The 23739-nt window shown below is 44.8% G+C and carries 17 protein-coding genes; 7 read left to right on the top strand and 10 right to left on the bottom strand.

Features of this window, described 5'->3' with window-relative positions; genetic code table 11:
- Positions 1–19: 19 nt before the first annotated feature.
- Positions 20–673: a peptide-methionine (S)-S-oxide reductase MsrA gene (msrA, locus tag ABDV94_RS10080; RefSeq protein ID WP_343607045.1), complete on the bottom strand. Its 654-nt coding sequence runs from the start codon at positions 671–673 to the stop codon at positions 20–22.
- Positions 674–970: 297 nt separating this feature from the next.
- On the opposite strand from msrA, the gene ABDV94_RS10075 reads away from it, so the two are divergent.
- The 4 genes from ABDV94_RS10075 (at position 971) to ABDV94_RS10060 (ending at position 5927) form a co-directional block, all read left to right on the top strand.
- Positions 971–3181, top strand: a complete 2211-nt coding sequence (locus tag ABDV94_RS10075; protein ID WP_343607043.1) for a peptidylprolyl isomerase — start codon at positions 971–973, stop codon at positions 3179–3181.
- Between the two features lie 223 nt (positions 3182–3404).
- A complete protein-coding gene (locus ABDV94_RS10070) occupies positions 3405–4475 on the top strand; it encodes a glycoside hydrolase family 16 protein (protein ID WP_343607042.1) in 1071 nt (356 codons plus the stop codon).
- A 63-nt stretch (positions 4476–4538) separates the two neighbouring features.
- Entirely contained in the window at positions 4539–5144 is a 606-nt protein-coding gene (locus tag ABDV94_RS10065; RefSeq protein WP_343607040.1) for a hypothetical protein, read from the top strand.
- Positions 5145–5261: 117 nt separating this feature from the next.
- Entirely contained in the window at positions 5262–5927 is a 666-nt protein-coding gene (locus tag ABDV94_RS10060; RefSeq protein WP_343607039.1) for a hypothetical protein, read from the top strand.
- A 73-nt stretch (positions 5928–6000) separates the two neighbouring features.
- Here ABDV94_RS10060 and ABDV94_RS10055 read toward each other — a convergent pair whose 3' ends face one another.
- From ABDV94_RS10055 to ABDV94_RS10045, 3 genes are all read right to left on the bottom strand, one after another.
- Complete coding sequence (locus ABDV94_RS10055; RefSeq protein WP_343607038.1) at positions 6001–6651, bottom strand: NAD(P)H-binding protein; 651 nt, start codon at positions 6649–6651, stop codon at positions 6001–6003.
- Positions 6652–6709: 58 nt separating this feature from the next.
- Positions 6710–7120, bottom strand: a complete 411-nt coding sequence (locus ABDV94_RS10050) for an Rrf2 family transcriptional regulator (protein WP_343607036.1) — start codon at positions 7118–7120, stop codon at positions 6710–6712.
- 195 nt (positions 7121–7315) lie between these two features.
- A complete protein-coding gene (locus ABDV94_RS10045) occupies positions 7316–8458 on the bottom strand; it encodes a peptidylprolyl isomerase (protein ID WP_343607034.1) in 1143 nt (380 codons plus the stop codon).
- A gap of 307 nt (positions 8459–8765) precedes the next feature.
- Here ABDV94_RS10045 and ABDV94_RS10040 point away from each other — a divergent pair, with 307 nt between their 5' ends.
- Positions 8766–10166, top strand: coding sequence for a rhodanese-like domain-containing protein (locus tag ABDV94_RS10040; protein WP_343607032.1), 1401 nt, complete (start codon positions 8766–8768; stop codon positions 10164–10166).
- Between the two features lie 196 nt (positions 10167–10362).
- Here the strand turns inward: ABDV94_RS10040 and ABDV94_RS10035 are convergent, their stop codons facing one another.
- Together ABDV94_RS10035 and ABDV94_RS10030 are read right to left on the bottom strand one after the other, a co-directional pair.
- Positions 10363–13680, bottom strand: a complete 3318-nt coding sequence (locus tag ABDV94_RS10035) for a WG repeat-containing protein (protein WP_343607031.1) — start codon at positions 13678–13680, stop codon at positions 10363–10365.
- Positions 13681–13696: 16 nt separating this feature from the next.
- Positions 13697–14992 (bottom strand): hypothetical protein, encoded by a 1296-nt coding sequence (locus ABDV94_RS10030; RefSeq protein WP_343607029.1) that lies wholly within the window; start codon positions 14990–14992, stop codon positions 13697–13699.
- A 110-nt stretch (positions 14993–15102) separates the two neighbouring features.
- On the opposite strand from ABDV94_RS10030, the gene ABDV94_RS10025 reads away from it, so the two are divergent.
- The gene (locus ABDV94_RS10025) at positions 15103–16638 is read left to right on the top strand and encodes a glycine--tRNA ligase (protein WP_343607027.1); all 1536 of its coding nucleotides are present in this window, start codon (positions 15103–15105) and stop codon (positions 16636–16638) included.
- Between the two features lie 252 nt (positions 16639–16890).
- On the opposite strand, the gene ABDV94_RS10020 is transcribed toward ABDV94_RS10025, so the two are convergent.
- Together ABDV94_RS10020 and ABDV94_RS10015 are read right to left on the bottom strand one after the other, a co-directional pair.
- On the bottom strand, positions 16891–17385 hold the full coding sequence (locus tag ABDV94_RS10020) for an LEA type 2 family protein (RefSeq protein WP_343607025.1): 495 nt from the start codon (positions 17383–17385) through the stop codon (positions 16891–16893).
- A gap of 3 nt (positions 17386–17388) precedes the next feature.
- The gene (locus ABDV94_RS10015) at positions 17389–18777 is read right to left on the bottom strand and encodes a dipeptidase (RefSeq protein WP_343607023.1); all 1389 of its coding nucleotides are present in this window, start codon (positions 18775–18777) and stop codon (positions 17389–17391) included.
- A gap of 159 nt (positions 18778–18936) precedes the next feature.
- Here ABDV94_RS10015 and ABDV94_RS10010 point away from each other — a divergent pair, with 159 nt between their 5' ends.
- Complete coding sequence (locus ABDV94_RS10010; RefSeq protein ID WP_343607022.1) at positions 18937–21147, top strand: choice-of-anchor L domain-containing protein; 2211 nt, start codon at positions 18937–18939, stop codon at positions 21145–21147.
- A 171-nt stretch (positions 21148–21318) separates the two neighbouring features.
- On the opposite strand, the gene gpmI is transcribed toward ABDV94_RS10010, so the two are convergent.
- Positions 21319–22845, bottom strand: coding sequence for a 2,3-bisphosphoglycerate-independent phosphoglycerate mutase (gpmI, locus tag ABDV94_RS10005; protein WP_343607021.1), 1527 nt, complete (start codon positions 22843–22845; stop codon positions 21319–21321).
- Positions 22835–23737 (bottom strand): HAMP domain-containing sensor histidine kinase, encoded by a 903-nt coding sequence (locus ABDV94_RS10000; RefSeq protein ID WP_343607020.1) that lies wholly within the window; start codon positions 23735–23737, stop codon positions 22835–22837. Before ABDV94_RS10000 ends, gpmI begins: the two co-directional genes overlap by 11 nt.
- Positions 23738–23739: the final 2 nt, after the last annotated feature.

Genomic DNA, 23739 nt, shown 5'->3' with positions numbered 1-23739 from the left:
TAATTCGTAATTGTTCAACTTAAGGTTTTTTCTCTTCCGGTTTCAATAATTCCGGTACTTTCACTTTGAACTGTTCCAGTCTTGGCTGGGAAACAGCTTTCACATAACCGTTATTCGGGTTTTTACATTCGAAATCCTGGTGGTATGCTTCAGCTTTATAAAAAGCAGTGAATCGCGTTACTTCCGTGGTGATAGAAGGAAATGTTTTCTCATCCAGGAGTTGTTTGATGTATGCTTTCGCATGGTCGCGTTCGTAATCATTCTGGTAAAAAATCGCCGAACGATACTGTGTTCCCATATCCGGCCCCTGGCGATTCATGGTTGTCGGATCATGCGATTCGAAGAACACTTTCAGCAAATCGTCATATGAAACAACACTCGAATCGTAATAGATTTTAACGGTTTCCGCATGACCGGTCGTTCCGGTACACACTTCCTCGTAAGTCGGGTTTACAACATGCCCGCCCGAATAACCGCTTTCCACTTCAGCGACACCTTTTACCGATTCATAAATGGCTTCCACACACCAGAAACAACCGCTTCCGAAATAAGCTACCTGGTATTTCGACAATTGAGCCGGAGTTTGGGTTTTCTTTTCCGATACCGGATTTTTCTGAGCACAGGCACTCAATGAGAAGGCGGCAAGGATGCAAAGGGAAAGGATGTGTTTCATGACGCAATTTTTTACTGAATTACGGATAAATCTCCTTTCCGGATTCTTTTTCGGTCGATTTTAACTTTTTTTGAATAGATCCTTACAATAGTTCAATACGAAGATTGAATTGCTTTCAACTTTTGAACTCACTGAACTTTTCAACCGACCGGATCATTCGATCTTACAATTCGTCCTGACCTGTTTTTGAACAATCAATCAGACAAATAATTGATGCTTAATTGACAAAAAAAAGGGGAAAGGTTTAAAAAGTCGGCTCAACTGATTATATTCGCACCCTTAAAAAGAATTTATAGAATGGCAATCATTGGTAAAATCAGAGATCAGCGTTACCTCTTGGTAGGTATTACTGGTTTAGCTCTCTTAGTTTTTATTCTTACTGGATTATTTGATAAACTGGGGTCTTCCGTTGAAAGAGGAACCTTGGGGACAATTGACGGGGATGGAGTTGATACCGCAATTTACAATGCGAAATTGACTCAGTTCGAAATGTCAGACAGACAGCAGTTTCAGCAGCAGCAACGTGAGTACACAGACCGCGATGCAGAACAATCTGCAGACAAAGCATGGTCCGCAACAGTTGATGAAATCATCCTGAATCGTGAGTATGAAGCGTTAGGACTGGCAGTTTCTGAAAAAGAATTTACGGCTTTCCTATACGGGGAAGAAGGATTCACCATGTTGCCGGAAATTCAGCAGGCATTTACAGATCCGAATACCGGACAGTTCAATGCTGCGCAGTTGGATAAATACATCCAGGATCAGGAGAAATCAACAGATCCGAACGCGATCGAAGGATGGAAAAAGACCAAACAGGCAATCCGCAATCAGCGTATGCAGGAAAAATACTTCCAGTACCTGGGGCAGGGAGCTTACGTAACCAAATTGGAAGCGAAAAACGAATATCTGGCTAAAAACGAGTCCAAATCGATTTCATTTGTAATGGGTGCTTACCGCGATATTTCAGAAACTCAGATGAAAATTTCTGACAAAGAAGTACGCGCATTCTACGACAAGAACAAAGACAGACCGAAATACCAGGTAATGGCAGGACGCGATGTGAAATACTTCGATATTACCATCCAGCCTTCTAAAAAAGATTCTGCTGAATTCAACAAAGAATTGACAGCGATCAAGAAAAACTTCGCAGCTTCTACAAACGATTCTGTATTCATTTTGCAGAACTCCGAATTGCCGCGTATGTATGCTTCAGGTCACATGTTTACTTTCCGTCCGGAAGGTGATCCGAAAGCACGCCAGGGATTGACTTACCCTGCTGCAATGGACAGCGTATTCAAAAAAGCGTCCATCGGGCAGTTGGTAGGACCATACAATGACAACGGGCACACACGTATTGCAAAAGTATTGGACTTCAATACAACAGTATGTAAAGTGCGTCACATCCTGATTGCAGCGCAAAAAGGAGACGATAAGAAAATTGCTTCTGCGAAAAAACTAGCTGACAGTTTGGTGAAAGTGGTAAACAAAACCAACTTCGAAGAATTCGTGAAAAAATACTCTGAAGATCCGGGATCGAAAGACAAAGGTGGAGTTTACGAAGACTTCATGGATTACGAAATGGTGACACCGTTCTCTAAATTCTCTACGGACAAGCCGGTAGGAACAATCGGAGTGGTTCAAACAGACTTCGGATTCCACATCATTGAAGTATTGGATAGAAAGAACGACGTAAGATTCCCTGTATTGGCAGTGGTTGAAAAAACATTGGTAGCTTCTTCCGATACAAAAACAGACTGGAAAGATGAAGCATACAGCACTTTGTCAGAAATCGACAGAGAGCTTGCTAAAAAATCAGACATCACAGACAAAATCATTTTGTTCGATACGATTGCGCGCAGAAACGGATATTACTCCCGTCCGGTACGTATGTTCGACGAGGCTCCGAAAGTTCAGGGATTCACAACGAAAATGGCTGCACAGGCCATCCTGGAAATGGCATACAGAGAAGATGCACAGGTTGGAGATTTGTGTTCTTCACCGATCCAGGATGATAACCGCATGATCATTGCAATTGTATCTTCTATCCGTGAAAAAGGAGCTCCTGCATTGGTAGACGTATACGAGCGTATGAGAACAGATGCATTGAACGAGAAGAAAGCAAATGCTATTCTGAAGAAAATCGGGTCTGTTACCAATCTGGAGTCTTTGGCTAAAAAGTTGAAAACAGATGTCAAACAGGCTGAATTGACGTTCGCTTCACCAAGTATTCAGGGTGGAGGTTACGAGCCGGAAGTAGTAGGAGCATTGTTCTCCGGAAAACTGAAAGACAAAGCTTCTTCCAAAGCAACAGTTGGTCAGTCCGGAGTATACGTGATTCGTTTGAACAAAACAGTGAAGGCACCGGCTGCTGCAAACTACGATGCAGAGAAAATGCAGTTGTTGAGCCAGGTGAAGTCTTCCATGGCAAACTCTGCAAGACAAGCGTTGCAAAAGAAATTGAATGTAATGGATAACCGTGCTCTGCTGGAGATTGGAATTATCCGCTAAAAGATTCATCTATAAGGAAAGAAAGGGAGTGATTTTTGTCACTCCTTTTTTTGTGTTTTCACCGGAGCAGCTATAAAGATCAGAGGCTGTTTTACGGGTAGAAAAAGTTCAAATTCAGTGCTTGGACAATGGAACCTTTTTACTTTTTGAACGGATTGAGCCATTATCCATCAAAAAACATCCAAATTGCCTATATTCAAGGGCGAAATAGAAAAAAACGTTTATGAGATTCCTTCTGATTCCCGTTGTTGCCGCTTTATGCTTTTCACCTGCAGCCTTTGCTCAAAAGAAGGGCAAGGAGGTCAAAACGAAAAAGATTGATGGTGGAATTTACGGTCCGGTTTTGTCGAAAATGGTCTTGCCGGAGTGTAATCACAACGCCTGGGTACTGGACTTCGAGGATGCGTTTGACGGGAAGGAGTTGAACTATTCCAACTGGAAGATCCCATACCAGGGACTCATGGCAGGCTTTGACTTTGCCAGCGGAGGTTCCAAGCAGTGGTATGCAAACAGCGGAAAAGCACCTGAAATTCCTGTTTCGAATAACATCCGGTTGGAAAACGGAATGTTAAAACTGATTGCCGTGAAAGAACCGAAACCGATCGTGGGTTCTTACGTCACAGACTGGTCAACCAACCCGCCGAAGCGCGATACCGGTAGTTTCGACTATTCTTCCGGGTGGATCGAATCGGAAAAGCAGTTTGGGTACGGGTATTACGAAGCACGTTGTAAATTGCCGAAAGCAAAAGGAATGTGGCCGGCGTTCTGGATGTTCTCCGGGAAAGACGGCTTTGCATTCGAAATCGATATTTTTGAATTCTGGAATGAAAACAGCTGCATGGGATTGTATGACCCCAAACGTCTTTCCAAAAATCCGCACTGGAATATCCATTCCAACAAAGCCTTGTTTCCAAACGATGCCACGTGTCCGACGGATTGGTGCAAACCTTGCCAGGGACAAAGCTGGACTACTTCCGAACTGGACGAAGACTACCACGTATACGGATTGGAGTGGGATTACTACAAAATGACCTGGTACATCGACGGGGAAAAAGTACGTACAACCTATCATTTCATGACCAAAAAAGGAGAACCGGTTACGTGCAAATCCGATGCAAAAAATCCGGGCGACTTGCTGGAGGCCTATTTCTGGCCGGATACCGAAACCATGGATGTGCGTTTCAACCTGGGGGTGCAATACGGTAATGGAGGCGAACCGGAAAAAGACGCAGCCTTCCCGATGGTTTTCGAAATCGATTATTTCCGGTTTTATAAGCAGAAAACGAAGAAGTAAAATATATTTTAAACTGTTAAACTGAATCTTTGCCAGACTGATCAACTGGTATATTTCTGTAAAATGAAAACAACCCGACTAATCATTTGCTTCGGAATCTCTTTGTTTTGGATTTCAGATGTCGCAGCTCAAACTAAAGACTCTCTTTCAAAACCGTATACTCAGTTTTGCTCACGAAATGAGTTGGGAGTGTTGTTTGGAGTCGGAACAGTCAGAACGCCGTATGATGATTTTGTTTCGAACAACGAGAACATTTTGGAGCTTTCCAGCTCCAATGGAATCCGTTACGGACGATTGTTTGCGGGAGTGGGAGTTGGTATCCGGAAATGGGACAAACATTTTTTGTTGCCGCTCTTCTTTACATTATCTGCGAACCTGTGGGAAGGAAAAAACAGTTTGTTTCTTCAGGTGGACTTGGGACATCAGTTCGGAACCCGGGCAGCCAATCGTTTTGGAGACAAAGAAACCGGAAGTTTTTTTGTTGCCTATGGCCTGGGGTATGATTGGTCTGTTACAGAAAATTTGAAATTATACCTGAAAGCAAGTGTGTGTCATCAAAGCATGAAGGCTTCCGGAACGTATACCGGTTTGGGACCGAGTACAAGTGTAGAAACTTATAACCCGAAATACTTGTTTTTCAGGCTTAGTGTGGGGGTGAGGATTCATTGAATGAACCTTGATAAAACCATCTTTAAAAATCTGTTCGGGGAGGTCTTTTTACGCTGAACGGAACATAAGAATCCAACCTTTCTGTTTTTCGGAATCTTCCTATTAAACCATCGATCAATGAAACCGATAGCAATACTCCTTTCGTTCGTGTTTAGTTGGGAATCTTCACCAATTTGTGCCCAACAACGGATTCCTATTTTTGAACTGCATGCTTCGGCAAATCACCCTTTTGGGAAAACCAGGACGTTTTACGGAGGAGGTTTTGGGGGGAACGTAGTGTTCAGGGATATGCGGACCATCAGTTTTAAGACCGGATTCGAGGCCAATTTTTTTCACACCTGGAATAAAAGCAGGCATGTTGGTCAAATGGCGAGTTCAAGTAATGTGCATTATCACTTTTGGAATCTTTCCATTCCGCTCATGATCCGTTTGAATGTGGGGAAGAGAACCCGGTTCTTTGCAGAAGCGGGAGGATATTTGGGTTTTCCCTTGACCGGAACTCTTACCTCCAGGTATACTTCTTACGGAATGTCACCTCAAAACCCCGGTTATACGGAACTCAGAACAGAAAAGTTCAATGGATATTTTTCCCTGTCTCCCGCTATCAGTTTGGGAGGAATTTTTCCGGTATCCCGGCGGGTGGATCTTATCCTGAAATCCGAGTTAGCACTTCAAAAAAATGTTGGTGTCTATGAGAGTCCGGCTACAGACTTTAATGCACGATTTTACTATTTCCGGCTGTGTTTGGGAATGCGGATCAATCTGAATAATGAGATGGAGTAGAGATTGGTTGCCGTTAACTAAGAAACGGGAAGACTCAACCAGCCTCCCCGTTCAAGAAATTCATTGCGAAATATTAATAAGCCGCTGTGAAACGTTGTTTGATGTGTTTGTTTTGTTCCAACTCATCAACCAATGCTACAGCTACGTCTTCCACAGAAAGTACGCTTCTTCCGTTTTCATCGAATACCGGGTTTTCCAAAGCTGTGCGGTAAGTTCCTTTTCTCACACCTGCAGTTCCCTGGTGCATTTCAATTGCCGGACTGAAGAATGTCCAGTCAAGGGTGTTGTTTCCTTTGATTTCGTTCAGGTAATCGCGTGCAGCTTGCGCTCCCGGTTTGATTTCTGCCGGAAATTCAGGAGAATCCACTAATTGTGCGTCTCCAACGAACAAACTTCCTGCTCCTCCTACTACGATGAAGCGTTTTACTCCGGATAATTCTACTGCTTTTTCAATGTTTCTGGATCCCGCAAGGAAATCGTTGTAAATGTTTGGGTTTGTCCAACCTGCATTGAAGGTACTGATCACTGCATCACTTCCTTTGATTGCTTCTGCAAGCTTTTCAGGATTTGTTGCATCAGCACTTACAGCCGTCACGTGTTCGTTTTTTGCTACTTTTTCGCTATTTCTGGCAATGGCTGTTACTGAGTAGCCTCTTTCTGCCAATTCATTCACCACTTTCGATCCTACGAATCCGGTTGCTCCGATTACTGTTACTTTTTTCATGATTGTCGATTTAAATTAATTGTAATAAAAAATGTTACATATTGAGTTAAAAAATTTTTCAAGCAAATAAAAGGGCAAAATCCGCCAGGGACTTCTGTTTCAGGAACCGGGTAATCAATAGATCCGTTTCACCGAACAGTAGCTGCAGATTCTGATTGATATCTCTTCCGACATCGCATTTCGGATTGGGATTCTGATTCTTTTTTCCCAGGATTTCGCCGTTTTTCACCACGTCGTAAATCTCCGAAATGGCAATCTCCGAAGCGCTTTTAGCCAGTCTGCATCCTCCGTCTTTTCCCATTTTACTTTCAATGAACCCCGCTTCTTTGAGTACGATTAGTTCCTTACGCACGATCACCGGGTTGATGTTGATGCTTGCCGCAATGAGATCGGAGCTCAGCCATTCGCCCGGATAATGAGCCAGTAAAGTCATAATATGTATTGCCGTAGCAAAGCGCGTATTGTTCATTTGCGACAAAGGTAAGGTAAAAAGTTAATTGTAACAAAAAATATTACAGTTAAAATAATCTAATTTCTCCATTCCCTCAGAATACGGATAGACATCCATCTATTTGACCAGTCCCGGCAAGGGATTCGGGAGAATCTCCAAAACAAAAAAGCCACCGGCATTCACCGATGGCTTCTCAACGTTTCGTTGAAGGGGTTATTTATCGACACCGTTCTGAGCAGGAGCTGCAGCCGGCATGATATTCAATAATTCAATATCAAAAACCAGGTCAGAGTACGGAGGAATTGCTCCGGGTCTTCCAGCAGCACCGTACGCCTTGAAGTAAGGAATCACGAAAAGTCCTCGTCCGCCTTTGCTCAGGATCGAAATAGCTTCGTCATACCCGGCAATCATTTGTCCGATATCGTGCGTAAAGTCCAAAGGCTGGTTGCGGTCACGGGAAGAATCGAATTTCGTTCCGTTCAGGAAAGTCCCTACATAATGCGTTGAAACCTGGTCTCCTTTTTTAGCCTTTGTTCCGTTCCCTTCCTGCTGAATCACGTAAACCAGTCCGGAAGCGGTTTGCTGTGCTGTCGGGTACTTTTTACGGATTTCTTCCAGTAAGTAAACGCGGTATTCGTCTTCCGTCATTTTAGAAACCTTTGCAATGCGCTCTTTTTCGATTGCATCCAAACGAGCCTGTTCTGCTTTTTTCACTTCTTCTTCCGCTTTTACTTTTGCGTAAGCCGCCTTGAAAACTTCCGTTGCATTCCAGTTTTTATACGCTTTTCCGTTACGGATGATCTGCACTTTGGTCATCACATCGTTTTGCTCGATCTTATTCACGACATCCTGACCAACGATTACGTGTCCGAAAACCGTGTGTTTTCCGTTCAGCCATGGCGTTTCCTTGTGTGTAATGAAAAACTGGCTTCCGTTTGTTCCCGGTCCGCTGTTTGCCATGGAAAGAATTCCAGGCCCGCTGTGTGTCAGGTCAGGTCGTGTTTCATCATAAAATTTGTAGCCCGGGCCGCCCATTCCGTTTCCTTGCGGGTCACCTCCCTGGATCATGAAATCCTTAATAACACGGTGAAATTTCAATCCGTCGTAGAATGGTTTTGTAAATTTGATGGAGTCGAAAATGGTGAAGTTTCCTTCAGCCAAACCAACAAAGTTTGCCACAGTCATCGGTGTTTTCTCGTCTTCCAGCTTCACAATGATAGTTCCTTTCGTTGTGGTGAAAGCGGCATACAATCCGGGCTGGGCGTCCTTCGGTAATTCTACTTTTTGCGCAAAAACCGAAGCGGTCATCATACATAAAAGCACCAGGGCAGAAATGTATTTAAATCCTTTTTTCATAGAAACATATTTGGGTTTAAAAATAGTGCAATTTTGCAAACTGCATGGGAAAAATCAAAAATCAGTCCAAAAGTTCACAAATGCTGTTGGTTCGGCTATTCTGTATGCGTCAATTCGAGTGCGTAGTGTATCGAGAATAAGCATACAGGACGTATCCGGCTGGTTATACCCCGATAGATTCCCTTAACTTTTCAAGATTCATTGCAACGTTTCTGAATTTCGAATCCATCATTTTGAATTTCTTATGAGTAAAGTCATTTTTTGCGTCGAAAAAATCCCGAAATTTGTAGTGTAAAAAGACACACACATGCGCATAGAACAATTATACACCAAATGTTTAGCCGAAGCGGCATATTTCATTGAAAGCGAAGGAGAAATCGCTGTTATTGACCCTTTGAGGGAAGTACAGCCTTATTTGGATCTGGCCAAAGAATGGAACGGAACCATCAAATACATTTTTGAAACACATTTTCATGCGGATTTCGTTTCCGGACACGTAGACCTTGCTAAAAGCACAGGTGCTCAGATCGTGTACGGGCCGACGGCAAAAACACATTTCGATGCAATCATTGCAACCGATAACCAGGAATTCAAAGTCGGGAAAGTAACGATTAAAGTACTGCATACTCCGGGACATACTCCCGAATCGGTGACGTATCTGCTTTTGGATGAAAACGGGAAAGAAACGGCGATTTTTACCGGAGACACCCTGTTTTTGGGAGATGTCGGAAGACCCGATCTGGCAATCAAAGGCGATTTGACGCAGGAAGACCTGGCAGGAATGCTGTTTGATTCCTTGCGAAACCGAATCATGACACTTCCGGATGCTGTGACGGTTTACCCGGGACACGGTGCAGGAAGTTCCTGTGGAAAGAACATGAGCTCTGAAACAGTGGGAACGCTGGGAGAACAAAAACAGACCAATTACGCTTTGCGTGCAGATATGAGCCGCGAAGAATTCATTCAGGAAGTGACGGACGGAATTTTACCTCCGCCTCAATACTTCCCGAAGAATGCGATGATGAACAAAAACGGATATGCATCGATTGAGGATGTGATTTCCAAAGGAAATACGGCTTTGTCTGTAGAGGAGGTAAAACGCCTGATCACGGACGGAGTGCTGGTTCTGGATGTTCGTACACAAGACGAATACATCAAAGGAGCCATTCCGAACAGTTTGTTTATCGGATTAAACGGAACTTTTGCTATGTGGGTAGGGGCGCTGATTGAAAATATCAATCAACCGATTATCCTGGTTGTTCCGGAAGGAAAAGAAGAAGAAACGGTGACGCGTTTGGCACGTGTTGGCTATGATAACTGTGTCGGTTACCTCGATGGCGGAATGGCATCATGGATTGCTGCGGGTGAACCGGTAGAAACAATCGAATCGGTGACTGCGGAAAGCATTGCAGATAGAATCGAGTCGCTTCCGGTAGTAGATGTCCGCAAGCCGGGAGAATATGATGCAGAGCATTTGGAGCATGCAGAGCACGTTCCGCTGGATTTCATGCTGGAAGATTTGGGGAACCTGAACCCGAATAATCCGTACTATGTGCATTGTGCAGGTGGCTACCGGAGCGTGATCGCGATTTCCCTGTTGAAGCAAAAAGGATTTAAGAACCTGATTGATATCGCGGGAGGATTCGGAGCAATCAAAAAAGCAGGAATTCCGACAACGGATTTTGTGTGTAGCTCTAAAAAGGGATAGATGCTTAATGCGTTTAATATGAGTTGATTAAATATTGTGTTGTGATGTTTTTCTTGAACCCCAATCGTAATATGGCGATATGGCAAATTTGCGTTTGAATCGGGGAGTGAAGCAGCGTGCGACCGTCCATTTCTGAGAATACAGATTAACGAAATAAAATCAACACCCTGGTTTCGTCCTTCGGAATCAGGGTTTTTTAGTACCCGAGCTTTCCTCCCGGAATCTTGTAATAACTGATTTCCCCACCGAAAATGCATTGCACCAGCTGATTGGAGATAAACTTGAATTGTTCGTACGCAAGCGGAATCAATTCTTCGCCCTTCGATGAGATCAGAGTGACCAAAGGCTTTCGGGGAGCAGCGTAAATAGTCGGTGAGAGCGCCTTGATTTCTCCGAAACCAGGGAAAGAAACCGGCCGGAAATGTGTGTTGATCAGAGTCCATCCCCTTGGATCATTCACGACCGCCAGTCCGTTTTGAAACGGTCTGGCATGCGCATAGGTCGATGCACTTTCACTGCTCAGCTGCTCATCAATATAAAAGTAGCGGCGATTATTTCTCTGGGCCAGTAAAGCACCTTCAGTAATAGATCCGCCAACATGCGAAAATCCGTCCAACTGTTTACCGCTCTCGAGGTTTTTAATCGAATACAAATCTTGTTTTCCCTGGAACGAGAATACCTGTCTGCCATGATAATTCAGGTACTTGATCTTTTCCGCAGAAAGACGGATTTGCTTCCAGTTTGAATCAAATACAAGCCAGCCTGCAGAATCTGTTTTGATGGCGAGGTAGTGATCTTCAAACGACCGGATTTTCACAATCGGGTCGAATTGATAGAGAAAAGTTCCGTCTGCTTTGTAAATACGGGTTGTTTTACCTCCGAAAATGAAACCTCCGTTCACAAAATGATCCGGTATACCCAGCTTCAGTTTTTTCACTTTCTTACCGCTGGGTTGATACACCGTCAGCGTGTTTCCGTTCGAATGAACAAAATTCCCGGAAACCGAATCCACCAGGATTTTCCCGCCTTCCCAGGAAAACACCTGTTTCAGATTCAGATCAAGCAGTTTTTTGGCGCCACCTTTTTCCAGCTGAATGAACGGCCCCGTTCGCTTCACGGATTTGTACACCGCATCCGGAACGGAGTCTTGTAAGATGGAAGCGATTCCAAGTGTTACTCCTTCGTGGAAGATGAAATGCTCATCGGTGAGGAATTCATCTATTTTCAGGGTCGTTTCACCAACATAGTTTCCTCCCTGATCCAGCACAATCCACTGTTTTTTCTGTTTGTAGGCACTATATCCGTTATCAAATAATTTCCATTGCGAACGCAGGGAATCAACCGCCTGGTAGTGGTTGTTGATGATGCGTTGCATGCGGCCGTTGGAAACAAGCGTGAGCGATTTTACCGATTTCACAAAGGCCTGTACCTCCGCTATCGGGCGTAGCATGGTATCGAGCAGGTGAAACCCGGCCTGATTTTTCCGGCAGACGAAAAACGTGTCTTTACCCTTGATGATCCGGTCGATATTGTCATAAACAAAAGGAACCAGGACCGAATCGGGAGAGAGCACACCCCATTTCCCCTTTTTCTTGCAAATTCCGTGATTTCCCACAAATGCAAAGGCAAATTCAAGTGGTTCCGGGTGCAGTTTTTCTCCGTCCGGGAGCAGGTAATTCCACTCTGCATTTTCATATTGAATGGAGTAGCGGCTGTTCAGGTGCACCTTTTCGCCAAAGTTCCGGAGCTGGGTTTTGAAAAAATGTTTGGTATTGAAAGGAACTACTTCTTTCAGATTCGGGGTCAAAAACGGATCGATAACTTTTGCTTCTCCTTTTTCGCAAAACCGGAGAATTTTTGCCTGACCGATTTCCACGAAATCCACATCTTTGATTGTTCCGGAATCACTCAGGATGATAAAACCTTTGGAAGTAGCGCCGCGCATGAAAGACCGGTTCAGGAAATCCAGTGTGTCGATGTCCAGGATGTTGTTTTTCCCGATCACTTTTCCCTTGTCGAGGTAAATGGCCTGTTTCGGTCGCATTTCATACGAGATGTTCCGGCTTTTCCCGAAAGAAGTCATGGAGTTCACGTTGAAGGTGTAAGGCCCGAAAGCATATTTCAGTTGTTTGAAACGGGGAGCAATCAGCACGGAATCGGAAGGACTCTTCAATCCCCAGGTATACGTCATTTTACTGGGTTTTCCGGGGACTTCGACCAGTGTGCTATCGACAAACCAACCGAGTGAGAGCAATCTCGGATCGATGTAAAAAGACTCTCTTGAAACCGGAACTTTATATTCCTGGGTACGGATCACTACCGGATTTTCGCTGTAAAGTTCATTCAACACCTGGTGTTTGTCATTGATTTTAACCGCCATAATGACTTTGTCTCCGAACGCTTTGATCAGGTTGTTCGAAAGGATGATCCGGTTAAAAGCGCAGGGAACAAGCGTCTTTTTAGTTTTCAGGGAGTATAGTCCGTTGGATTTGTTCAAATGGGTGTAAATGAAGTCTCCGTCTTTGTTGAAATACGTATACACACCCATGATGAGTTCATTTCCGTTTTTGTCAATCAGACCGAGGTTCCCGTTTGGCAGCTTGACTTCAAACAGATCACCATACCGCCAGATCGAAGCATATTTGTACGAAAACAGCGGTTTCTGCGTTTTGATGCTGACCAGGTTCGAAAGATTATCGAAGCGCTTTACGAGGTAATAATTGGTGTCGAGGTAGCTGATTGATTGAAAGTTTCCGCCAAAAATCCGTTGTCGTGTTTGTGCATGATAAATCACCACATCGCGCTCCGAAGTCACAATCAGTTTGTCGTAAAAGGCTTCAACACTGATGATGTTTTGCTGAAAGGGCCAGGGGCCGTTGCTGTCCCTGTAGAGAAGTACCCGGATGGTATCCCGGATTTCCAGTACGCCGTCGTTCTGATACAGGAACATACCGGGATCTTTTCCCATAGAATTTCCAGCAGGATCGAGCACTTCAAACACACTATCTCTGGTGTTCAGATAGAGGTAATCGTATGCCTGGTCGATGATGTGCGTATTGTTGTCGAGCGGAAGCAATTTGTTTGACTGAACACAGAACAATTGACTGCTCTGTGTTTTGCGGTCGGTGAGCTGAATCCAGTTGGAGCTGATCACTGTTGGTACTTCCAGTAAACTATCGCGGATGGTGCGCAGCTCCGGAAGCACTTGTATGAGCGTCCACCGGTCTTGTTGTTTCACGGAATACACCCCGAAACCAAAGTTTTGGATATCGGTGTAAACGGCTGGAGTGAGTTCTTTTCCCCGGAGATCCAAAATTCCGTAGAGCGCATTTTTCTGGTAAAAGGTAGTTCCCGACTGATCGAACGTTTCGATGTATTCGTAAGGTGTTTCTGTAATGAGCCTTCCGTTGGTGTCAATGAGAGACCACTGCCCGTTTTTCACGAGCGGAAGTGCCTGCGTATGCGAGATGAGCGCCTGGGCTAGGCAGAAAACAAGGAGGAATAAACGTTTCATGCGCCGGGAACACGATTCACACACAAAGCGGAAGGAGTCGCGACATGTCTCTCGGTTCTCTCAGAATGCCTCTTCTTCCGGACATCTGGAAAGTGAATTCGCGTTGTCCCTGCTGGTGTATGGCTTTGTTCAGATCTTGGTTTTTGACCGAATAGACTTCCTTGTCTTTGGTGATTGCCACGATGGTACTCGGGTTTTCCAGGCTGACGCGTACTTTTGAATGCTCTTCGATCGGTACGATGATGCCGTCTTTCGGGATCACGTAGAAGAAACAGGTGTATTCGTCGTCTTCCCGGTTTTCAACGTCCAGTTTCACAAAAATATCTTCGGTTGGTTTTTCATACATGCAGTCCCAGTTGTAGGTTCCGAATTTCGGGATCTCGATGCTGCGGATCAGCTGTCCCTGTTGCGCCAGATTCTGGTACTCCAGTGCCAGTTTCAGTTTATCTTCTACGGTTGTTTTTGCAAGATCATTACTGCTGCTTTTCGATGCGAAAGTGATCGGTTTTGCCTGCACGGTTTTGGTGTTTTTACCTTCTTTCAGGCTGAGAACGTAGTGATCACGGTTTCTCTGAATGATGCGGGCATCCACTTTTTTTAGGGTGAAAGAAGCGAGTTCTTTTGCGCCGATCTGAGATTTATCCACTTCCCAGGCAATGATTTCATCCGGGTTGAGTTCCGGGAACGAATCCTTTGAAATAACCGGAGTGACATCCAGGGTGTAAGTGCTCATTTTTTTAGCCGGACTTCCGGAACCGGAAACAGCTTTCGGATTTTCAGTTGCCGTGGCCGTTGTTTGGTAATCCCATTTCCCGGTTTGGTCGTCCAGTGAGTAGAAATTGAATGTTTTCCGGTAGTTGTAAGATGCCAGGTCAATTCCCGCGTTTTTACCGGGAGCCAGTTCAACGGTTTTCCCGTTTTGTACGGCGCTGATGGTAAACATTCCACCAGATTCGAACGCACGGGTTACACCCAGTGAATCGTATGTCATCGGAATTCCGGAGAACAAAATATCCGTCAATGAATGGTATTCCTGCCACTGGATGTCTACTTTTCCTGTGATTGCTTTTCCGTTTTCGTCCACGAAGGCATTTCCCGGAAAGGAGATTTTTCCGCCGTTGGGCAGGTCGATCACACTTTTTTCGGTTGCAGAAACAGTAAAAGTCCGGATCGGAATTTCCATGCCCTCAATAGGTTTGATGACAGATTTTTCCTCAGAAACAACCGGTTTGTTCCCCGTTTTTTCAGGCTGTGAAGTCGAACAGGCTGTGATAAATCCGAGAAGCAGATAAAGAGTAAACGATTTTTTCATGGTGATCTTTTTTTCTCTAATTCCGAAACTTTCGAAAAGTAACACAAAGATGGGGATTAATTATCTCAGATTGAATACTTCGTTTATCGTATTTCAGTTAAATTTGCGCCATGGAACAGAAAGAAGATTTACTGAAGGAAGTTATTTCTCACGCGAAGGAATACGGTTTTGTTTTTCCTTCATCTGAGATTTATGATGGTTTGGCGGCAACTTACGACTACGGTCAGCTGGGTTCCGAGTTGAAAAACAATATCAAGCAGTATTGGTGGAAATCCATGGTTCAGATGAATGAAAACATCGTGGGGATCGATGCTGCCATTTTCATGCACCCTACAACCTGGAAGGCTTCCGGCCACGTAGACGCTTTCAATGATCCGTTGATTGACAACAAAGATTCGAAAAAAAGATACCGGGCGGATGTCCTGATCGAAGAACATATCGAGAAGATTCGCCAGAAAATCAATAAGGAAGTTGAGAAAGCAGCAAAGAAATTTGCAGATGCTTTTGACGAAGCTCAGTTTCGTGCTACCAACCCGAATGTACTGCGCAACGAAGACAAGATCAAAGAGATCGAAGACCGTATGCGTGTGACGTTGGAGAACAACGATCTGGACGGAGTGAAAAAACTGATCGAGGATCTGGAGATCGTTTGTCCGATCAGTGGTTCCAGAAACTGGACAGAAGTGCGTCAGTTTAACCTGATGTTCTCTACTGAATTGGGTTCTGTAGCTGGAGATGCCGCAACGATTTACCTGCGTCCGGAAACGGCACAGGGTATTTTCGTGAACTTTCTGAACGTTCAGAAAAGTGGTCGTATGAAGATTCCGTTTGGAATTGCCCAGATCGGTAAAGCATTCAGAAATGAGATCGTTGCCCGTCAGTTCATTTTCCGCATGCGCGAGTTTGAACAGATGGAAATGCAATTTTTCGTGCGTCCGGGAGAAGAAATGACCTGGTACAACCATTGGAAAGAAACGCGTTTGAAATGGCACAAGGCTTTAGGTTTGGGAGACCAATACTACCGCGAGCACGACCACATCAAACTGGCTCACTATGCGAATGCAGCGTGTGACATCGAATTCGATTTCCCGATGGGATTCAAGGAATTGGAAGGAATTCACTCACGGACAGACTTCGACCTGAAACAACACGAACAATACTCCGGGAAGAAATTGCAGTATTTCGATCCGGAACTGAACCAAAGCTACGTTCCGTATGTGGTAGAAACTTCGGTTGGTTTGGATCGTATGTTCCTGGCGGTGATGAGTGCATCGCTCAAGAATGAGAAACTGGAAGACGGTTCCGAACGTGCGGTATTGAGTTTGCCGGCACAATTGGCTCCATATAAAGTGGCGGTTATGCCGTTGACCAAAAAGGATGGTTTGCCGGAAAAAGCATTGGAGATTTTCAATGAACTGAAACTGGATTACAACTGCCAGTATGATGAAAAAGACTCTCCGGGGAGACGCTACCGCAGGCAAGATGCTATCGGAACACCTTACTGTGTGATGGTGGATCATCAAACTTTGGAAGACAATACGGTTACGATCCGCGACCGCGATACGATGAAACAAGACCGCGTTGCGATCAGCGAACTGAACCAGATTATCAGCCAGAAAGTAAGCTGGAGAAACCTGTTGAAATAAGAATAGATTTTATAAAAGCCCTGGCATTTCGACTCCGCTCAATGACCAGGGCTTTTTTGTGCAGTATCGTGTCTGAAAAAACGTCTTCAGGCCAGTAGAATCAGGCTTTTTACACATCCCGATAGCTGTCGAGATTAGAAGAAATTTGTAAAATTGTGAGGACTTGCCAAAAACAGGACCCTATTTCCAGCCACAAAAAAAAGACCGGTTTGAACTTCAAGCCAGCCTTTCCAATAATTGTTTTTCAGGAACTTAATTCCGGGTTGCTCCCTTCATGATTCCTTCCAGCAAACCATCAAATTTGATATCTCCGGAAGACAAGCTGTGTGTTTCGTGTACTTCGAAATTTTTCCCGAAGCCCCAAACGGAACCGCGGACATTTCCATCCAGTCGCAGGTCGAATTTGTCTGCGTTCAGCAATTTCGGCAAACGGAACAAAGCTCCGTCGCTCAAACTTAGCTGGAGCGGAACAGTGTACACATTCTCAGATTTTCTGCGAACCTTGATTTTCTTATCCAGGTCGATCACTCCAAGCTCCAGGTTGTTGATGGAAACGGTTAGTTTCCCTTTTTTTACCTTGAAGCCATACCCATTTTCATTGTTGACCGTTGCATCAAAGCTCACATTCAACGTCTTTCCTTCCAGTTTCCCGAATTTGAAATTGGAATACCCCGAAACTTCCGGCTCTACAAACTTACAGCTTGAAACCGCCAAAAGAAGGGCGCATATAAAAAGAATCTTCTTCATAAATTAATTCATTGCTTCGTTGAAATAATGAAAGAAATACGGAATCGTTTCAATTCCCTTGTAAAAATTAAACAATCCGTAGTGCTCGTTCGGAGAGTGAATCGCATCTGAATCCAGTCCGAATCCCATCATAACCGTTTTCAAGCCCAATTCCTGCTCAAACAACGCAATGATCGGAATACTTCCGCCGCTTCTTACCGGAATAGGTGTTTTTCCGAATGTTTCTTCGTACGCTTTCGCGGCGCTTTTGTATGCGATGGAATCAATCGGTGTTACAACAGGTTCACCACCGTGGTGTGGATTCACCACTACTTTGACTCCGGCAGGTGCAATCGATTCAAAATGGTTTTTGAACAGCTCTGTAATCTTTTCAGGAGACTGGTTCGGAACCAAACGCATTGAAATTTTAGCATGAGCTTTGGAAGCGATTACCGTTTTTGCCCCTTCTCCGATGTAGCCACCCCAGATTCCATTGACATCCAAAGTAGGACGGATCGAACCGCGTTCCGGAGTAGTATATCCTGTTTCTCCGTACACGGCATCAATATCCAGTGCTTTTTTATACTTGTCCTCATCGTAAGGAGCTTTTGCCATTTCAGCGCGCTCTTCCAGGCTGAGTTCAACCACGTCAGCATAAAATCCGGGAATGGTAATGTGATTGTTTTCGTCGTGAAGGGAAGCAATCATTTTGGTCAGGATATTGATCGGATTTGCTACGCAACCTCCGTATAGACCTGAGTGCAGATCGCGGTTAGGGCCTGTAACTTCTACTTCCACATAACTCAGTCCTCTCAAACCGGTCGTAATGGAAGGGGTATCGTTTGCCAGCATTCCGGTGTCCGAAACGAGGATAATATCTGCTTTGAGGCGCTCTTTGTTTTCTTTGACGAAAATTCCCAGGTGTTCGGAACCTACTTCTTCTTCCCCTTCGATCATGAATTTCACATTACAAGGAAGTTCGCCGCTTTTCATCATGGCTTCGAATGCTTTCACATGCATGAAAAACTGACCTTTATCGTCACACGCACCACGGGCAAAAATAGCGCCTTCAGGATGAATCTCCGTTTTCTTCACAACCGGTTCAAACGGAGGAGAAGTCCACAAATCGATCGGATCGGCAGGCTGCACGTCGTAGTGTCCGTAAACGAGTACCGTAGGTGCACTTGCATGGATGATTTTTTCTCCGTAAACGATAGGGTGTCCTGCTGTTTTGCAGATCTCCACACGCTCTGCTCCGGCATCCGTTAGAAATGCGGCTACTTTTTCAGCACCTCGAATAACTTCCTGTGCATAAGCACTATCGGCAGAAATGGTCGGAATCTTCAATAACTCGATGAGCTCCTGCAGAAAACGGTCTTTCGCTTCTTGTATATAGTTTTGGGTTTTTTGCATAAAAAATGAATTGATTTAGCAAAAGTGGTTAAATCATCGCGTTTTTTATCGAATAATTGTGATTAAAATTTAACAATTAAACAAAATTTAATAATATTGAGACACAAAATGCAACCTTTAACAGTTTCAGTTAGTCTAAAGGTCACAATAACTTAGATTATGAAAAAAATTACTACGATACTTGGAGTTATTATGGCGTTGTGCTGTTTTACGGCAACCGGTCAGGTGACAACTCAAAACACCATGACTCCCCAGCAATTGGTTCAAAGTGTTCTGGTGGGACAAGGAGTTGTTGTTTCAAACGTAAAGTATAACAATAGCCTGGTAAATGCCCAGACAGTCCAGGGAAATGCCCTTTCCTTTACCTCTTCAACCTTTCCTTTTGCGAACGGTGTTTATATGCGAACAAACGGAGGCCCGGGAACAGTAACCTACGATCAGGATTTGGGAGCGATCGCAACAAATACCGTAACAAACGGCTGTATCATTGAGTTTGATTTCATCCCTTCGGGAGATACGATTTCATTCCGATACATGTTCGCTTCAGCAGAATATCCTTCGTATGCTTGTTCCGATTACAATGACGTTTTTGGATTTTTCATTTCCGGTCCCGGATTTTCCGGCCCGTATCAGAATGGTGCAGATAATATCGCATTGGTTCCGGGAGGAAGTGTTCCGGTTGCGATTAATACGGTAAACTCAGGAACTGCAGGAATCTACGGTGCGCCAAGTTACTGTAATGCGCAGGATCCGAACTGGCAGAGTAATGCCGTGTATTACACGACAACTTACGGAAACACGACCGGATATCCTTACAACGCAGGAACAGTCGTGATGACGGCAAATGCAAGCGTTCAGTGCGGGCAGACATACCACATCAAACTGGCGATTTCCAACGTAGGTGACCAGATCCTGGATTCCGGGGTATACCTCGAAGGATCTTCTTTCTCATCTGAAGCTGTAAACATCGCGGTTGCAACCGTAACAGGAGATACAACGGTGATTGAAAACTGTACGGATGCACAATTTATCTTTTCCCGTCCTCAAACACAATTGGGAGATACATTGGTTGTGAATTACGGAATCAGCGGAACAGCAACGATGGGAGTTGATTACAACAACCTACCGAACCCGGTTACTTTTTTACCTGGACAAGATACGATTATCATTACACTGACTCCTTTCGGAGACGGAATTACTGAGTCTCCTGAGACGGTTATTATCACGGCAACGACAATCACTCCTTGTGGCGATACGATCGTTACATCGGGAACATTGTATATCATCGACGGACCGACACTTCCGATTAACGAATCGAATCCGACAGTTTATTGTGCGAATGATTCGGTCATGGTCACGGCTGCGGCCAGCGGAGGCTTTCCGCCTTATACCTATACGTGGTCTTATGGCGGACAAACCGGAGGAACAGCCTATGTCCCGGTACTGCAAAACGGATCGTTTGATTTCTATGTCACGGCAACCGACCAGTGTGGAAACACGGGAACGGATACGGTGACTGTAACGATGAACCAGACATTGGCAATTGACACGATGATGACGTTTATGGCATCTGCCTGTACTCCGGATGGAGCCGTGAGTGGAATTGGGCAGGGAATTACCGGTCAGCCTCATTACCATTGGGAAGGCCCGAATACCGGCGGACCAATCAGTATTGATGCGTCCGTGATGCAAAACCTGGGACCGGGGTGGTATGTGTTTACGATTACAGATAACGTATGTTCCGTAACGGATTCCGTTTACCTGGACAGCGAACCGGGGCCAATTGCAGATATGTCATTGAGTGCCATTTCCGGATGTAATCCGTTGAATGTGACATTTACCAACAACAGCCAGAATGCAACGAATTACGAATGGTATTTCGGAAACGGAAATACAGCGTTTGTAAACGATTTGAGCTCACAGTCGCAGACATATACCGCGTCAGCTGACATTGCACTGATTGTCATCAACGGGCCGTGTAGAGATACTGCATTTGCTTCTGTATTGATCGTTGAATGTGGTTGTACGGATCCGCTAGCAACAAACTACGATCCGACTGCTGTTCAAAATGACGGATCTTGTCTCTACCCGGAACCTACGGTCATTGTACCGAATATCTTTACTCCGAATGGTGACAACAACAACGATGTATTCAAATTGACGACTACCAATGCTACGGATGTCAATATCCGAATCAATAACCGTTGGGGGAACGTCGTTTATGAAGGTTCAGGTCTTGATCCTTTCTGGGATGGAAAAATCAATGGAACCCTTGCGGCGGATGGTGTTTACTTCCTGCAATACACTGTAAAAGGACTGATGGGAAAAGAAATCACAGGACAAGGATTCATCCAGTTGATCAGAGATTAATAACAGAGAAAACAACAGATAACAAAAGGCGTTCACTGATGTGGACGCCTTTTGTTTTTGATATCGTTCGAGAGAATATTCTGTTGTTAAAAATACGAATAGACATGCATCTATTTTCCCAGTGGTAGCAAGGGATTCAGGACTTCAAACTCACCCCGAAACCTTCCAAAATCAATTGCTCAGCGCAACCAAACTTTTTCCTTGCATTTCCAATGGTGCAGCAATGCGCATGCGATCCAAAATTGTTGGAGCAACATCCGCCAGGATTCCGTTGTTTAATTTCAGGTGCTGCTGGCTGGTTACCAAAATAACCGGAACCGGGTTCAGTGAGTGCGCTGTATTCGGAGAGCCGTCCGGGTTGAATGCGACATCCGCATTTCCGTGATCGGCAATGATGATCAGCTCGTAGTTCAGTTTTTTGGACAATTCAACGATTTCGCCCAGACAGGAATCAACCGTTTGAACCGCTTTCACAATGGCATCGTAAACGCCCGTGTGCCCGACCATATCCGGATTTGCAAAATTCAGACAGAAGAAATCCGGTTCATCTGCTTTCAATTCTTCCAGGATGCGTTCTTTTACTTCCGGAGCACTCATTTCGGGCTGTAGATCATACGTGGCAACCTTCGGTGATTTTACCAGGATGCGCGATTCTCCTTTGAATTCCTGTTCCCGTCCTCCGCTAAAGAAAAACGTAACGTGCGGGTATTTTTCCGTTTCGGCAATGCGTACCTGCGTACGATCCATTTTACTCAAGACTTCTCCCAGCGTATTTTGCAGGTTGTCTTTTTCGAAAATCACATGCACGTTTTTGAATTTGGCATCGTAACGCGTCATGGTGTAATAATCAATATTTAGCGGATGCATCCCGTATTCAGGGAAGGCCTGCTGTGTCAATACCTGGCTGATTTCTCTCGGACGGTCGGTACGGAAATTGAAACAGATAACCGTGTCCCCGTCCTGGATGCGCCCTTCTCCGGTGCTGATCACCAGTGGTTGAATAAATTCGTCTGTAATATCCTCCTCATAGCTGGTTTCGATGGATCTTGCAGCATTGGAAAAATGGGTTCCGATCCCTTTCACCATTGCATCGTAGGCAACCTGCACGCGCTCCCAGCGGTTGTCGCGATCCATTGCGTAATAACGTCCTACGATCGTGGCAATTTTCCCGGTAGAAACCTGCATGTGCTCTTCCAGCTTTTGAATGAAGCCCAGTCCGCTTTTCGGATCGCAGTCTCTTCCGTCTGTGAAGGCATGTACCCATACGTTCGACAAACCGTAACTCTTTGCCATATCCAGCAAAGCGTGTAAGTGATCCTGCGAACTGTGTACGCCTCCATCGGAAACCAACCCGATGAGATGTACTTTGGAGTGTTTATTTTTTGCTTTTTCGAAACAATCAACCAAAACCGGGTTCTTGAAAAAAGCTCCTTCGCGAATGGATTTATTGATACGGGTCAGTTCCTGGTAAACCACGCGTCCTGCACCGATGTTCAAATGCCCCACTTCGGAATTTCCCATTTGTCCGTCCGGAAGTCCTACAGCTTCACCGCTGGCAATCAGGGTACTGTTCGGGTACTGTTCGATCAGGGAATCCATCACCGGAGTTTTGGCATTGAAAACGGCATCAGCCTGGGAGTGATCACCGATTCCCCAGCCATCCAAAATGATTAAACCAACTTTTTGATTACTTGTCATAAGGCATTTGTATTTCGAAGCACGCACCCGGCCCGTCCACTTTCATCAGACTCAGGTTTCCACCCAGGGTTCGAGCCGATTCACGGGCAATGAACAAGCCCAGTCCGGTTCCCTTGGTAGTACGCGTTTCTTCGTTTTCTAAACGATTGAATTTTTTAAAGAGCAAATCTTGAAGATCAGGCGGAATCCCTTTTCCGTAGTCCCTTACCTGGATCGAAACATAGAATTCATCTTTTGCAACAGTGATATCGACACCTTGGTCGGTATAGCCGTATTTGTATGCATTTTCGATGAGGTTGTTCAGGATATACGTCAGGATCTGCGGATCTGTTTCCAGGTAAATGTCTTCAAATTCATGCATGTGAAGCGTCACCGGAAAGCGCTTTTCCTGGATGGAAATCAGGTTGGCTAAAAACGTTTTCAACGAAACCGAAGTAATGAGCCGCGGCATAGCCTGCTGTTCCAGACGGGATGCTGTTAAAATCTGTTCCACAAGATTTTCGAGCCTGTTTGATTCATCCAGTGCTTTTTGGATCAGTTCCTGCTGTTTTTCTTCATTCAGTTTGTGTTTCTGAATGGTCTGCAGGTAGAGTTTTGTGGCTGCAAGCGGTGTTTTCAGCTCGTGTGTAACGGAAAGCATGAAATTGTTCTGCTGGCGCGCTACCTGGATTTCTTTTTTGATGGAACGTTTGATCTTCCACAAACCAAAAAGGAGCAATATCAGGAAAACAGTTCCTTCACCGATAATCATCACGATGCGCTTGGCAATACTGTTATCGGCGTGGTGAGCCGAACGGGTTAAATCAATAAGGTGATAGCCCCACCAAAGGAATTGAATCAGTACATAAGCACCCAGCAAGTATACAAAAACAGTTGTGGGTTTTTTAAGCATTC

The sequence above is a fragment of the Fluviicola sp. genome (genome assembly GCF_039596355.1).
GTDB lineage: Bacteria > Bacteroidota > Bacteroidia > Flavobacteriales_D > Crocinitomicaceae > Fluviicola.
The sequence above is the reverse complement of the archived record's forward strand: the minus strand, read 5'-3'. Positions and strand labels throughout refer to the sequence as shown.

Coding starts and splice junctions, on each gene's coding strand:
- msrA (WP_343607045.1), bottom strand. CDS start 673: ATGAAACACATCCTTTCCCTTTGCATCCTTGCCGCCTTCTCATTGAGT.
- ABDV94_RS10075 (WP_343607043.1), top strand. CDS start 971: ATGGCAATCATTGGTAAAATCAGAGATCAGCGTTACCTCTTGGTAGGT.
- ABDV94_RS10070 (WP_343607042.1), top strand. CDS start 3,405: ATGAGATTCCTTCTGATTCCCGTTGTTGCCGCTTTATGCTTTTCACCT.
- ABDV94_RS10065 (WP_343607040.1), top strand. CDS start 4,539: ATGAAAACAACCCGACTAATCATTTGCTTCGGAATCTCTTTGTTTTGG.
- ABDV94_RS10060 (WP_343607039.1), top strand. CDS start 5,262: ATGAAACCGATAGCAATACTCCTTTCGTTCGTGTTTAGTTGGGAATCT.
- ABDV94_RS10055 (WP_343607038.1), bottom strand. CDS start 6,651: ATGAAAAAAGTAACAGTAATCGGAGCAACCGGATTCGTAGGATCGAAA.
- ABDV94_RS10050 (WP_343607036.1), bottom strand. CDS start 7,120: ATGAACAATACGCGCTTTGCTACGGCAATACATATTATGACTTTACTG.
- ABDV94_RS10045 (WP_343607034.1), bottom strand. CDS start 8,458: ATGAAAAAAGGATTTAAATACATTTCTGCCCTGGTGCTTTTATGTATG.
- ABDV94_RS10040 (WP_343607032.1), top strand. CDS start 8,766: ATGCGCATAGAACAATTATACACCAAATGTTTAGCCGAAGCGGCATAT.
- ABDV94_RS10035 (WP_343607031.1), bottom strand. CDS start 13,680: ATGAAACGTTTATTCCTCCTTGTTTTCTGCCTAGCCCAGGCGCTCATC.
- ABDV94_RS10030 (WP_343607029.1), bottom strand. CDS start 14,992: ATGAAAAAATCGTTTACTCTTTATCTGCTTCTCGGATTTATCACAGCC.
- ABDV94_RS10025 (WP_343607027.1), top strand. CDS start 15,103: ATGGAACAGAAAGAAGATTTACTGAAGGAAGTTATTTCTCACGCGAAG.
- ABDV94_RS10020 (WP_343607025.1), bottom strand. CDS start 17,385: ATGAAGAAGATTCTTTTTATATGCGCCCTTCTTTTGGCGGTTTCAAGC.
- ABDV94_RS10015 (WP_343607023.1), bottom strand. CDS start 18,777: ATGCAAAAAACCCAAAACTATATACAAGAAGCGAAAGACCGTTTTCTG.
- ABDV94_RS10010 (WP_343607022.1), top strand. CDS start 18,937: ATGAAAAAAATTACTACGATACTTGGAGTTATTATGGCGTTGTGCTGT.
- gpmI (WP_343607021.1), bottom strand. CDS start 22,845: ATGACAAGTAATCAAAAAGTTGGTTTAATCATTTTGGATGGCTGGGGA.
- ABDV94_RS10000 (WP_343607020.1), bottom strand. CDS start 23,737: ATGCTTAAAAAACCCACAACTGTTTTTGTATACTTGCTGGGTGCTTAT.